This is a genomic window from Streptococcus sp. SCPM-O-B-15277 (M60), assembly GCF_058200335.1.
The window spans coordinates 1-11,802 of record NZ_JBYQGR010000002.1 but is presented as its reverse complement, the minus strand read 5'-3'; the positions used below and the strand labels follow the sequence as shown (position 1 = coordinate 11,802).

Below are 11,802 nucleotides of genomic sequence, written 5' to 3'. Positions count from 1 at the left end.
ATACTACAAAAGCTCTCTGACCGCAAAATTCCGTTTATTTGCAACCTTATTCCCACTTTCTATTTTACTTTTCTGACAGACAAGATTATAATAAGAAGTGCTTATTTTCGGAGGTTTTTATGTCATTTCTATCAAAAAATTGGGCAGGACTGTTAGCCTGTCTGATCATCTCAATCATCTCTTGGGTTTTAGGAGGCTTTCTGCCTGTTGTGGGAGCACCTGTTTTCGCCATTTTTATCGGAATGATTCTCCACCCCTTTCTCACTCCCTATAAACAACTGGATGCCGGTTTAACTTATAGCTCAAAAAAACTGCTTCAGTATGCTGTTATCTTGCTTGGGTTTGGACTCAATATCTCTCAAGTTTTCGCAGTAGGAAAATCCTCACTTCCTGTCATCCTATCTACTATTTCTATAGCCTTGATTGTTGCCTATCTCTTCCAGCGCTTTTTTGACCTAGATACAAAGCTAGCTACCTTGATTGGAGTTGGATCTTCTATCTGTGGCGGTTCTGCCATTGCAGCGACTGCTCCTGTTATTCACGCCAAGGAAAAAGAAGTGGCCCAAGCTATCTCTGTTATCTTCTTCTTCAATGTCTTGGCAGCTCTTATCTTCCCAACTCTAGGTTCTTGGCTCCATCTTTCTAACGAAGGTTTTGCTCTCTTTGCGGGTACTGCGGTCAACGATACTTCCTCTGTGACAGCTACTGCTAGTGCCTGGGATAGTCTTTACCATACCAACACTCTTGAGTCTGCCACTATTGTTAAACTGACACGCACCCTAGCTATTATCCCTATTACTCTCTTCCTCTCCTACTGGCAAAGCCGTCAACAAGGTAACAACCAAGGAGTGAAGCTTAAAAAAATCTTCCCCGTTTTCATCCTCTACTTTATCCTAGCTTCTCTGCTAACCACCGTCCTTACTTCTTTTGGTGTCAGCAATAGCTTCTTTTCTCCTCTCAAACAACTCTCCAAATTCCTCATCATCATGGCCATGAGCGCTATCGGTCTCAAAACCAACCTCATCGCCATGATCAAATCCAGTGGAAAATCCATTCTTCTTGGAGCCCTTTGTTGGATTGCTATCATCCTAACTAGTCTTGGTATGCAAACACTCCTCGGCATTTTCTAATACTCTTCGAAAATCAAATTCAAACCACGTCAACGTCGTCTTGCCGTACTCAAGTACAGCCTGCGGCTAGTTTCCTAGTTTGCTCTTTGATTTTCATTGAGTACAACACAAAAGGTAGCCCATCAGCTACCTTTTTACTGTTCAAGAATTAAACGTGTATGTTCTCTCTTAATACAACGGTTCATCACGATGTCATCGCATCCTCCAGCACGCAAGATTTCTTCTGCTTCCAAACTTTCAAGTCCTAGTTGTGCCCAGAAAATCTTGGCATCCGCCTTGAGAAAGTCTCGTGCTACATCAGGTAAAAATTCACTGCGACGATATACATTGACGATATCTACAGGGAAAGGAATTTCAGCTAGACTAGCATAAGCCTTTTCTCCTAAGATTTGACCACCTGCAGCCTTGGGATTAACTGGAATAATTTTATAACCACGAGCCTGCATTTCCTTGGTCACTCGATTACTAGTTGTTTCCTCGCGGTCAGACAAGCCCACTACGGCTAAGGTTTTACTAGTTGCTAGATACTGACGGACCACACCATCACTTGGATTGATAAATTCTTGAGTCATAGAAACCCTCCTTTTTCATCAGTATAGCACATTTTGAAAAGGCTTGCAGTCTTTGGCTACAAAAAATTTCCTAGCAGGAGAATACCGGCTAGGAAATTCATTTATTCAAGTGAAAGATTAGATTTTTTTCTCGATACTAAATAATGGAGAAAGTGGGCGTTTTTCGTGGATACGTACAATAGCATCACCAAGGAGGTGAGCAATAGAAATCTGTTCAATCTTATCAATCAAACGTTCTTCCGGAAGGTAAATAGTATCTAAAACCACCAACTTTTTGATAGCAGATTTTTGGATGTTCTCCAAAGCTGGTCCTGATAATACTGGGTGAGTACAGCTAGCATAAACTTCCACAGCTCCAGCTTCAGCCAAAGCATCGGCAGCATGACAGATAGTTCCAGCTGTATCAATCATATCATCAATCAAGATACAAGTTTTGCCCTCTACTTTACCAATGATATTCATCACTTCACTAGTATTCATCTTGTCTACACTTCGACGTTTATCAATGATAGCAATCGGTGTTTTCAAAAATTCAGCTAGCTTACGAGCACGCGTCACACCACCGTGGTCCGGACTTACTACCACATAGTCAGATCCAACCATGCCACGACGCTCAAAGTAATCTGCAATCAGAGGAGCACCCATCAAGTGATCAACAGGAATATCAAAGAATCCCTGAATCTGTGCAGCGTGCAAGTCAATTGTCAACAAACGATCTACTCCAGCTACTTCAAGCATATTTGCAACGAGTTTTGCAGTGATTGGTTCACGCGCTCTAGCTTTTCTATCCTGACGTGCATAACCATAGTAAGGCATCACAACGTTGACAGATTCTGCACTAGCACGTTTCAAAGCATCAACCATAATCAAAATCTCTAGTAGATTGTCATTTACAGGTGAGCTAGTTGATTGTAAGATAAAGACATGTTTCCCACGGATAGATTCTTCGATGTTAACTTGAATTTCTCCATCTGAAAATTGACGAACAGTCGATTTTCCCAATTCTATCCCAATTTCTTGCGCCACACGCTCTGCCAATTCTCTATTTGAAGAAAGGGCAAACAGCTTTAAATCAGAAAAAGACATGATTTCCTCCAGTATTTATGTATCACTTATGTTTTTTCACAATATTTTCCATCTACCATTGTAGCGCTTTTTTCTTGATTTTTCAATAAAAAATAAGACAAGAGTAGACATTTATACCCTTATCTTATGCTATTTTATATTAGTGATATTAAAGCAAAAATTTATCTATCTTATCATCCTACTTCATGCTACTCTAGAAGCTTTTCAATAGAAAGTTAGTATATCTCTCTCATACTACCTGTATCTACATCATAAACAGCTCCTGAAATTATGACATCATCTGGAATTAATGGACATTCTCGCAACAACTTCATATCCTCTCGGACACTCTCATCGATGTCTTGAAACGGTAAAAAATCCTGCCCAGATACATCAACTCCCAATTCACATTTCAAATGTTCTTGGAAATCCTCGTTCTTGAAGGTTTGAGCGCCACAGTCTGTATGATGGAGCACCACAATTTCTCTTGTTCCCATTTGTTGCTGGGAAATCACAAGCGAGCGAATCATATCATCTGTTACTCGACCACCCGCATTCCGTAAAATATGGGCATCTCCAAGGGCTAACCCTAGAGCTGGTGCAACGTGTAAACGCGAGTCCATACAAGTTACGATTGCAACCTTGGTCTTGGGTTTAATGGATAAGTGCAAATCTCCATGTAGTTCTACATAAGCTTGATTGGCTTTTAAAAAATTTTCAAAATAGGACATGTCAACTCACTTTCTAGTCTACCAGATAATTTGAACACCAAATTATTTATCTCCTATCTTACCATCTTTTCTTTGCCTTGTCAGTTTTCAGCTTTCATAAAAAAACTAGGACAGAGACATCCAGCATCTAGCTTGAGTTTCTGTCCTAGTCTTTATAGTTATGAACCTTTTTGAATATATTTGTTGAGGGAGCCTGCAAAGCTCTGAAGATTGAGACTTTGTACATAGACTTCACCAGTACCTCGGAAGGTGTTAACCACTCCTTCGCCTGTACCGATAGACTGCCAGAAGCCATTTTCTAAGTGGATATTATAGTCCAAAGACTGGCTCCAAGCCACCACATGGGCATTGTCAATCGTTATTTCTTGGTTTTGAAGCTCAATTTTCTTAATAGAACCAAAAGCATTAGCCAAAAGAGTTCCCTGACCTTGGGTAGTCATCACAAAAAGCCCGCCTTGCCCTCCGAACAGAGCTTTTCCAATAGATTGACGTTCCATTGTATAGAAAGCCGTACCATCAAGAGCTAGAAAGGCCCCATCATTCAATCTGTACTGCTTTTCCCCTAGCTCAAGAGCAATCACTTGGCCAGGAGTATCTGGTGCTAGAGCAAGGTTGCCGTTGTCAGACTCTGCAACAGCTTGAGTAATGAAGGTGCTTTCGCCAGAAACCATGGATCGTCCCACGGCTTTGACAAAACGTCCTAAACCAGAACCGCTAGCATTGAGCTGAGTATTGAGGCTTACATTGGGTGTGTGGTAGACCATGCTACCACGCTGAATAAAGACTGTTTCTCCTTGATTGAGTGACAACTCCACCAAAGGAAATTGCATTTGACTATCCATAGAAAATTTCATCAGAAATTCCTCCTTGTTTTAATAAATGTTAGCAACAAAATAATTAGTCATCTAAAACTGACCATAACTATTAGGAGAATACTTTTTTCAAGACTTCCTGAATAGTCGTCACCCCAATCACCTGAATTTCCTTAGGTGGCTTAATACCTGTCAAAGAATTTTTGGGTACATAAATTTTTGTAAATCCAAGTTTGGCAGCTTCATTGATGCGTTTCTCGATACGATTGACCCGTCGGATTTCTCCCGTTAAGCCCAATTCTCCCACAAAACATTCTTGAGGATTAGTTGGTTTGTCCTTGTAACTTGAAGCAATAGCAACTGCAACAGCCAGGTCAATAGCAGGTTCATCTAATTTGACACCGCCAGCTGATTTAAGATAGGCATCCTGATTTTGAAGCAAGAGACCGGCCCGCTTCTCCAAAACAGCCATAATCAAGCTAGCACGATTGAAGTCAAGGCCTGTCGTCGTACGCTTAGCATTCCCAAACATGGTCGGCGTCACCAAGGCCTGCACTTCAGCAAGAATTGGACGTGTCCCTTCCATGGTCACAACGATTGACGAACCAGTTGCTCCATCCAAACGTTCTTCCAGAAATACCTCACTTGGATTGAGAACCTCAACCAAGCCACCTGACTGCATCTCAAAGATTCCAATCTCATTGGTTGAGCCAAAACGGTTTTTGACAGCTCTCAAGATACGGAAGGTATGATGACGCTCCCCTTCAAAGTAAAGCACGGTATCCACCATATGCTCCAACATACGCGGACCAGCCAAGGTTCCTTCCTTGGTTACATGGCCGACGATAAAAATAGCGATATTATTAGTCTTAGCCAGCTGCATGAGCTCTGCAGTTACTTCCCGTACTTGAGAAACCGATCCTTGAACTCCAGAAATCTCAGGAGACATAATGGTTTGGATGGAGTCGATGATGAGAAAATCTGGCTGAATTCTCTCTACTTCTGCCCGCACGCTCTGCATATTGGTCTCAGCATAGAGATAAAACTCACTATCAATATCCCCCAAGCGCTCTGCACGGAGTTTGATCTGTTGAGCAGACTCCTCCCCACTGACATAGAGAACTGTTCCTACTTGAGACAACTGGGTTGATACTTGTAAGAGAAGGGTTGATTTTCCAATACCTGGATCTCCACCAATTAGGACGAGACTCCCTGGTACCACACCCCCACCGAGTACACGGTTGAATTCCTCCATCTCAGTCTTGGTTCGATTGACATTAATAGAAGTTACTTCAGCCAATTTCATAGGCTTAGTTTTCTCACCTGTCAAGGACACACGCGCATTCTTGACCTCTGCAACCTCAACTTCCTCCACAAAAGAAGACCAAGCTCCACAGTTTGGACAGCGTCCTAAATACTTTGGTGAATTATATTCACAATTTTGACACACAAATGTCGCTTTTTTCTTAGCTATAATTCTAATCCTCTCATTATAAAATCTCTTATTCTTTTCACGTCAGCAACTATCTTGTTTCAGAACAGTAAGGCCACCATCATCCGCATGGACATAATACCGACCATCAGGACTAAATCCAAAAATATAGGGTAAATAACCTTTATAAATTTGACTTTTAGCTTCCTCATCTTTCCCCCAATAAATAGTTAAAATGGGATACTCTTCAGATTGGTCTTTATCCATTGTCACTCTGATGTCTTTGCCATTATCCAGAGGGAGATTTCCACCGTATTGACCAGCGATAGGGATAGGTGAATCATATCCCTCACACATGACTACTAACTCTACCTCATCGTAATCTCCGTCTATCGGTGTTACTTGCCTATTTTCGCTGTCAATGATTGACATGTAGTCTGAAGAAATGCAAAGAATTTTATGATAGGCATCAGGGAGAAATGCTAGGTAAAGAAATCCTCCAATACTGATCTCATACACCTTCTTATACCCTTGACAATTCTCTGCGGTAAAAGCTTGAAAATCCTTATAGCTCATTCATTGCGCTTCTTTCTATATCTCTATCTCACACTCAATCACTTGGCAAAAATCAATCTTCTCGTCTGGTACAAATTGGCGCATGAGCATTCCGTGAGTTACAATGATAATAGTTTTATAATTTTTATATTTTTCCAAAGCTCTTAAAAAACGATGACGCATCTCTAGATCAGTTTCATAGCGATAAGGAGAATCTTCAGATAAACCTCCTTGATGTTTTAGATAATATTCATGAGCTACCAATACACTAGTTAAATCAGAGTTAGTGCCATCTAAGTCTGGACGCCACTCATGAAAAAACGGCTCTACAAATAAGTCCAATCCTGTTTCAACTGCTATATAATGTGCTGTTTCTAAAGCCCTCGTCACAGACGATGAAATAATAATCTCTGCCTTTCCAAAACATGCAGTTTTAGCAACTTCTTTTGCCAGACTGCGACCTTTTCCTGTCAATGGTGCTAAATCACGACCAAAACCACTATAGAGTTGCGGATTTTCAAGTTTATCAAGCATACTATAATCTGGCTCCCCATGACGGACAAAGATAATCTTCATATTAAGATCCCCGTAAAACTATCCAATCTTGATTCCGCAATCTTGCCACTGCTTCAGTGTTTTAGAGAATTTCTTCTGGTTGGCAACTCCGACAGCAGACAAATCGACAGAAACCTGATAATTCTCCTTAACAGCTGCCAAAATGGAAGCCTTGACACATCCATTGCCATCTACCCCTATAAACTCTATGCTTTTAGCACCGTTTCCCTCTAAAAAATCTTTTAAATCTGGATTAGTAAAGCAAGAAGCCCGACGCTTCTCAAAAATACGAGAAGATACAACCAGCAAGCCGGTCGCAAATTTCTTCTTTCTATCTTTTCTCTCCCAGAAAAAACGATTGAGAATATAGATAACTCGGTCGCTAGGATAGGTAGCAATTTTGTCATTTACAGCTGCAGTCAGTTCTTCATGATATGCTTTTCCTACAGCAACATAATCTGACTGCATGTCTACAACTAATAAATAGTCTGCCATTTTATTCCTCTATTTCCCTGTTGATCCAAACCCACCAGTACGAACTCCGTCTGCCTCATCTCCATCTGCGATTAAAAATGGTGCAAAGACAGCCTGAACTATACGTTCGCCAACTTCAAGGACGACTTCCTGGTCGGTAATGTTTTTCATCTGAGCAAAGATATGGCCTTCATTTCCTGGATTGCCATAGTAGTCTCCATCAATAACCCCCACAGAGTTGATTAAAACTAGGCCTTTTTTGCGAGGGTTAGAGGAACGGTCATAAAGATAGAGCACTTCAGTCGGCTGCATATAGGCCTTGACACCAGTTGGGACAAGAACAATCTCTCCTGGAGCAATCACCGTACGCACCGCAACCTTTAAGTCGTAGCCAGCTGCATGCGCTGTCTCACGTTTAGGTAACAAAGTTTCATCTGTAAAACTAGAAACTAATTCAAAACCACGAATTTTCATATTATTCCTCTTTTTAATCTTTTATTCTAGGTTATTTTATCTTATTTATTCGAAAAAAGCACGAAAAAAGAGCACACAATTCACACTCGCTTAGGGCTGCTGGATTCCTCCCCTGACCCGCTTCACGCAGAACTGTTGCTCCACTAGTTATTATACCACATTCCCCTCTATTTTTAAAGAGAAATTATTTTTTACGTCGATTTCGGAAAAAGTCTTGCATAATCTCTGCGCACTCATTCTCTAAAACACCTGTTTCAACGTCCACACGGTGATTGAGCCTCTCATCTGTCAAAATATCGTACAAGCTCCCAGCGGCGCCAAATTTCTGGTTTTTAGCCCCGTAGACCACGTTTGGAATCCGTGCGAGACCAATTGCTCCACTACACATAACACAAGGCTCAATGGTCACAAAAAGCGTACAATCAAGCAAGCGCCAACTCTCTTCGCTCAGATTAGCATCCTCTATAGCCATAATTTCTGCATGCATGACCGCACGTTGCAACTCCTCACGTGCATTGTGCCCCCGACCAATGATTTCTCCATCCTTTACAATTACACAACCAATTGGGATTTCATCGTGCTCTAAAGCAATCTTCGCCTCCTTTAAGGCCTCTCTCATAAAAACTTCTTTTTCTTCAAGCGTGTAATTCATCTCTTCTCTCTTCCTAGCTATCAATTCTATCATTATAGCATGTTTTCCTAGACAAAAAAAGAGCTCTATAATATTTGCAGAAACCAACTTTAGATAGTATTCAATCTCTGGTTTGTAGAAATAATGTTATAAAAAGAGTATAATGGTAGCAAAATTTAGAGAAACACTAGGAATCATGAACTGAGAGTAATGGATACAAGTGATACAGAATGTCCAGATCTGTCGGAAGATTTTTAACTATAAGTCTCCAAGAGATGATTATCCTGAGATTTAAATAATAAACAAGATGAAAGGGTAACTAATGCAATTAGAATTTTTACAGGATGAACCAAAACTTACCTTGATGTTTCCATATAAAGATACATTTAATAGAGTAGGGGGACCATCCATGATATCTATATCTGTTATGATTCTCTGGATTCTAAAGCGTCTGATGACTTACAATACTGATTTTGCAGACAAAATTGTTATGGCAGTAGCGCTGATTTATGCTCCCCTCCTTATATGGTTTATGGGGTATTATCTCTTCATAAATGGAGTAAAATTAGAAATTTATAAAAACAATATTGTTCAGTATTATACCTATAGCAGTAGAGGCCACAGCCTATTACATTATCAATTTGGACTTCAAGATATCGAACAAATAACCATTAAAAAGCGTCCTTTTAATTGCGTAAAGTTAAACATAAAAATTAGAAATCCTATTTTTTTAGAAGGACATGAAAAAAAACTAAATAAGCTAGTCAGAGTCAGTATCATCACAGACAAACTAAAAGCAGATGCTTTTATGCACGAAATGAAGCAATTTCAAAGTGATAAATCAGATAATCAACTAAGCTGATTCAGAAAAAATTCAAGTTTGTCTAACTTACAAATTCTCAAGAAAATAGTTCACTGAAGAGGCTGGAATCAGAAATTCCAACCTCATTTTTTCTTAGTTATGCGCCTTTGATGTGATGGCAAATTGAACGATTTGTTGGTATTTGAGAATTCAAAAAGTTTTTTTACCAAAACTTCTTTTCTCAATTCACAACTTTAACCAATTTACCCAAATGTTGAAACCTCACAGATCTGGGTGTACCAAATCGAGAGTTGGTCTAAAGATTTCTGTCCCACTGTTTTTTTCTTTGTCTTAAAAGTAAAGAAGCCACCTAAATATGACTTAAAAGCTGACAAAAAAGCCACCGAATGCGGTGACTTTATAGGGAGATTATTATGAAAAAGAAAAGTTTAGGAAATTTGTTACAACAAGTTAGGAGGTCTTCTTGTAACTGTCTATAGTATATCCGACCTGTCTTAAACAAATCTTAAAAAATCTCCTATGACCAAACACTTTCTAAAATATTTGTCTGTTCACGACCAGGACCTACTGAGAATGTTGAAATACGCACACCCACCAATTCGCTAACACGACGTACATAGTTACGTGCATTCTCAGGAAGATCTTCCAAAGTACGTACTCCAGTAATATCTTCATGCCAACCTGGCAATTCTTCATAGATTGGCTTGCAACGTTTCAATTGTTCGAGACTAGCTGGGTAGTAATCAATACGTTGACCATCAAGATCATAAGCTACACAGATTTTTACTGTATCCAAGCCACTCAAAACATCGATAGAGTTCAAAGAGAGATTTGTAATACCAGAAACACGGCGGCTATGGCGCATAACAACTGAGTCAAACCAACCTACACGACGCGGACGACCAGTGGTTGTTCCATACTCATGGCCCACTTCACGAATACGATCACCAACTTCATCAAATAGCTCAGTTGGGAAAGGGCCATCACCAACACGACTTGTGTAAGCTTTACATACACCTACAACCTTGTCAATCTTGCTTGGACCTACTCCAGAACCAATTGTCACACCACCAGCCACAGGGTTTGATGAAGTAACAAACGGATAAGTTCCTTGGTCAATATCTAACATGACCCCTTGTGCACCTTCAAAGAGAACACGTTTGCCATTATCAAGTGCATCATTCAAGATAACAGAAGTATCTGTTACATATTGCTTGATTTGTTGACCATACTCATAGTATTCTTCAAAAATATCATCAATTGAAATAGGTTCGCTATCATACAATTTTACAAATTGACGATTCTTTTCAGCAAGATTACGTTCTAAACGCTCACGGAAAATCTCTTTATCTAAAAGGTCTGCAATACGGATACCGACACGAGCCGCCTTATCCATATAAGCAGGGCCAATCCCTTTAATTGTAGTCCCAATCTTATTATCGCCCTTAGCTTCTTCTTGCAAGCGATCTAACTCGATGTGGTAAGGCAAAATAACATGTGCACGATCAGAAATACGTAGATTATCTGTTGTAACGCCTTCCTCGTGAAGATAGGATAATTCTTTTACAAGAGATTTCGGATTAACTACCATTCCATTACCAATTACGGAAATCTTTTCAGGGAAGAAAATTCCAGATGGAATTAAATGCAATTTGAACTTTTTCCCATCAATAACAATAGTGTGGCCCGCATTGTCACCACCTTGGTAACGAGCAATCACTTCCGCATTAGCTGAAAGAAAATCAGTAATTTTTCCTTTACCTTCATCACCCCATTGGGTACCTACAACAACAACTGAAGTCATAATAAATTTTCGTCTGAGCCTAAGGGCTCGTCCTTTCTCATATACATGGTGGGAATCTCACCCACAATTATATCTTACAATTTATTATAAGAAAAAAATACTATTTAATCAAGGATAAACACTAGAAAAGATTAGGGATTTCTTTTATTTTTAAATTGAAAAATAACAATTATTTAGCTTATTCTATATAAAATTAAATAATTTATTATTATTGTTCGTAAAAAATGAAAGAAAACTTATTTAAAATGAATAATTCAAATTCTGACCAAGCAAATAATTGAGATAAAGACGATATGCAGCTCTAAAGTGACAGAGAATAAAATCATTCTCACTCTTTATCCTAAAACGAATTAAGTAATATAATAAAAATTTTAGATGAAGTAATTCCCATTCATCATTACTTTGTAGAAAAAATGAATATTCTTCTTCGACTTGTTTTAGAAAAACTAAAGAACGATTGTAGTATTTTTGAAGCATATAAAAAACCTTTCTTATTGATAAAAAAAGTTTATCAGAAAAGGTCACTAAAATGAAAATAAATCCTATAAAGTTAGAATCAAAAGCTAAACTAACATAAAATAAACAAAATAGGCATTGATAGATACAAAAATAAAAGTTCTAAAAAAATTATAAAATAAAAAAAACGTTCCTTAGAACGTTTAAATACTCCGCCAGTAGGACTCGAACCTACGACATCATGATTAACAGTCATGCGCTACTACCAACTGAGCTATGGCGGATAAC

At 39.1% G+C, this 11,802-nt stretch carries 14 protein-coding genes, 1 tRNA gene and 1 other RNA gene; 2 read left to right on the top strand and 14 right to left on the bottom strand.

The window, feature by feature from the left end; translation table 11 throughout:
* Nucleotides 1-119 precede the first annotated feature (119 nt).
* Nucleotides 120-1,130 carry a YeiH family protein gene (locus tag AC3E9F_RS03530; protein ID WP_263394218.1) on the top strand — a complete coding sequence of 337 codons (1,011 nt, stop codon included), beginning with the start codon at nucleotides 120-122 and terminating at the stop codon, nucleotides 1,128-1,130.
* A 134-nt stretch (nucleotides 1,131-1,264) separates the two neighbouring features.
* Here the strand turns inward: AC3E9F_RS03530 and AC3E9F_RS03525 are convergent, their stop codons facing one another.
* The 11 genes from AC3E9F_RS03525 to tadA form a co-directional block, all read right to left on the bottom strand.
* Nucleotides 1,265-1,702, bottom strand: a complete 438-nt coding sequence (locus AC3E9F_RS03525) for a CoA-binding protein (protein ID WP_214262546.1) — start codon at nucleotides 1,700-1,702, stop codon at nucleotides 1,265-1,267.
* Between the two features lie 117 nt (nucleotides 1,703-1,819).
* Entirely contained in the window at nucleotides 1,820-2,788 is a 969-nt protein-coding gene (locus AC3E9F_RS03520) for a ribose-phosphate diphosphokinase (RefSeq protein ID WP_263394217.1), read from the bottom strand.
* A gap of 215 nt (nucleotides 2,789-3,003) precedes the next feature.
* Nucleotides 3,004-3,498 (bottom strand): beta-class carbonic anhydrase, encoded by a 495-nt coding sequence (locus AC3E9F_RS03515; RefSeq protein WP_263394216.1) that lies wholly within the window; start codon nucleotides 3,496-3,498, stop codon nucleotides 3,004-3,006.
* Between the two features lie 158 nt (nucleotides 3,499-3,656).
* A complete protein-coding gene (locus tag AC3E9F_RS03510; RefSeq protein WP_263394215.1) occupies nucleotides 3,657-4,352 on the bottom strand; it encodes a TIGR00266 family protein in 696 nt (231 codons plus the stop codon).
* Nucleotides 4,353-4,422: 70 nt separating this feature from the next.
* Nucleotides 4,423-5,787, bottom strand: coding sequence for a DNA repair protein RadA (gene radA, locus AC3E9F_RS03505; protein WP_263394549.1), 1,365 nt, complete (start codon nucleotides 5,785-5,787; stop codon nucleotides 4,423-4,425).
* Between the two features lie 39 nt (nucleotides 5,788-5,826).
* Nucleotides 5,827-6,318, bottom strand: a complete 492-nt coding sequence (locus AC3E9F_RS03500; protein ID WP_263394214.1) for a hypothetical protein — start codon at nucleotides 6,316-6,318, stop codon at nucleotides 5,827-5,829.
* A 15-nt stretch (nucleotides 6,319-6,333) separates the two neighbouring features.
* Nucleotides 6,334-6,873: a histidine phosphatase family protein gene (locus tag AC3E9F_RS03495; RefSeq protein WP_263394213.1), complete on the bottom strand. Its 540-nt coding sequence runs from the start codon at nucleotides 6,871-6,873 to the stop codon at nucleotides 6,334-6,336.
* Nucleotides 6,874-6,891: 18 nt separating this feature from the next.
* Nucleotides 6,892-7,347 carry an isochorismatase family protein gene (locus tag AC3E9F_RS03490; protein ID WP_048716617.1) on the bottom strand — a complete coding sequence of 152 codons (456 nt, stop codon included), beginning with the start codon at nucleotides 7,345-7,347 and terminating at the stop codon, nucleotides 6,892-6,894.
* 9 nt (nucleotides 7,348-7,356) lie between these two features.
* On the bottom strand, nucleotides 7,357-7,800 hold the full coding sequence (locus tag AC3E9F_RS03485; RefSeq protein ID WP_195184408.1) for a dUTP diphosphatase: 444 nt from the start codon (nucleotides 7,798-7,800) through the stop codon (nucleotides 7,357-7,359).
* A 53-nt stretch (nucleotides 7,801-7,853) separates the two neighbouring features.
* Nucleotides 7,854-7,952, bottom strand: an RNA gene (ffs, locus tag AC3E9F_RS03480) — signal recognition particle sRNA small type.
* 32 nt (nucleotides 7,953-7,984) lie between these two features.
* Nucleotides 7,985-8,452 (bottom strand): tRNA adenosine(34) deaminase TadA, encoded by a 468-nt coding sequence (gene tadA, locus AC3E9F_RS03475; protein WP_263394212.1) that lies wholly within the window; start codon nucleotides 8,450-8,452, stop codon nucleotides 7,985-7,987.
* A 301-nt stretch (nucleotides 8,453-8,753) separates the two neighbouring features.
* Between tadA and AC3E9F_RS03470 the strand changes: the two genes are divergently transcribed.
* Nucleotides 8,754-9,293 carry a hypothetical protein gene (locus AC3E9F_RS03470; protein WP_263394211.1) on the top strand — a complete coding sequence of 180 codons (540 nt, stop codon included), beginning with the start codon at nucleotides 8,754-8,756 and terminating at the stop codon, nucleotides 9,291-9,293.
* Nucleotides 9,294-9,771: 478 nt separating this feature from the next.
* Here AC3E9F_RS03470 and AC3E9F_RS03465 read toward each other — a convergent pair whose 3' ends face one another.
* The 3 genes from AC3E9F_RS03465 to AC3E9F_RS03455 all read right to left on the bottom strand — a co-directional run bounded on the left by AC3E9F_RS03465 (nucleotide 9,772) and on the right by AC3E9F_RS03455 (nucleotide 11,798).
* Nucleotides 9,772-11,058: an adenylosuccinate synthase gene (locus tag AC3E9F_RS03465; protein WP_195184411.1), complete on the bottom strand. Its 1,287-nt coding sequence runs from the start codon at nucleotides 11,056-11,058 to the stop codon at nucleotides 9,772-9,774.
* A gap of 240 nt (nucleotides 11,059-11,298) precedes the next feature.
* Nucleotides 11,299-11,535: a sigma(X)-activator ComW gene (gene comW, locus AC3E9F_RS03460; protein ID WP_251937815.1), complete on the bottom strand. Its 237-nt coding sequence runs from the start codon at nucleotides 11,533-11,535 to the stop codon at nucleotides 11,299-11,301.
* Nucleotides 11,536-11,724: 189 nt separating this feature from the next.
* Nucleotides 11,725-11,798 (bottom strand) — tRNA-Asn (locus AC3E9F_RS03455).
* Nucleotides 11,799-11,802 lie beyond the last annotated feature (4 nt).

Bases quoted from the DNA above. Each gene is read 5' to 3' on its own strand.
- AC3E9F_RS03530 (WP_263394218.1), top strand. From the start codon at position 120: ATGTCATTTCTATCAAAAAATTGGGCAGGACTGTTAGCCTGTCTGATC.
- AC3E9F_RS03525 (WP_214262546.1), bottom strand. From the start codon at position 1,702: ATGACTCAAGAATTTATCAATCCAAGTGATGGTGTGGTCCGTCAGTAT.
- AC3E9F_RS03520 (WP_263394217.1), bottom strand. From the start codon at position 2,788: ATGTCTTTTTCTGATTTAAAGCTGTTTGCCCTTTCTTCAAATAGAGAA.
- AC3E9F_RS03515 (WP_263394216.1), bottom strand. From the start codon at position 3,498: ATGTCCTATTTTGAAAATTTTTTAAAAGCCAATCAAGCTTATGTAGAA.
- AC3E9F_RS03510 (WP_263394215.1), bottom strand. From the start codon at position 4,352: ATGAAATTTTCTATGGATAGTCAAATGCAATTTCCTTTGGTGGAGTTG.
- AC3E9F_RS03500 (WP_263394214.1), bottom strand. From the start codon at position 6,318: ATGAGCTATAAGGATTTTCAAGCTTTTACCGCAGAGAATTGTCAAGGG.
- AC3E9F_RS03495 (WP_263394213.1), bottom strand. From the start codon at position 6,873: ATGAAGATTATCTTTGTCCGTCATGGGGAGCCAGATTATAGTATGCTT.
- AC3E9F_RS03490 (WP_048716617.1), bottom strand. From the start codon at position 7,347: ATGGCAGACTATTTATTAGTTGTAGACATGCAGTCAGATTATGTTGCT.
- AC3E9F_RS03485 (WP_195184408.1), bottom strand. From the start codon at position 7,800: ATGAAAATTCGTGGTTTTGAATTAGTTTCTAGTTTTACAGATGAAACT.
- tadA (WP_263394212.1), bottom strand. From the start codon at position 8,452: ATGAATTACACGCTTGAAGAAAAAGAAGTTTTTATGAGAGAGGCCTTA.
- AC3E9F_RS03470 (WP_263394211.1), top strand. From the start codon at position 8,754: ATGCAATTAGAATTTTTACAGGATGAACCAAAACTTACCTTGATGTTT.
- AC3E9F_RS03465 (WP_195184411.1), bottom strand. From the start codon at position 11,058: ATGACTTCAGTTGTTGTTGTAGGTACCCAATGGGGTGATGAAGGTAAA.
- comW (WP_251937815.1), bottom strand. From the start codon at position 11,535: ATGCTTCAAAAATACTACAATCGTTCTTTAGTTTTTCTAAAACAAGTC.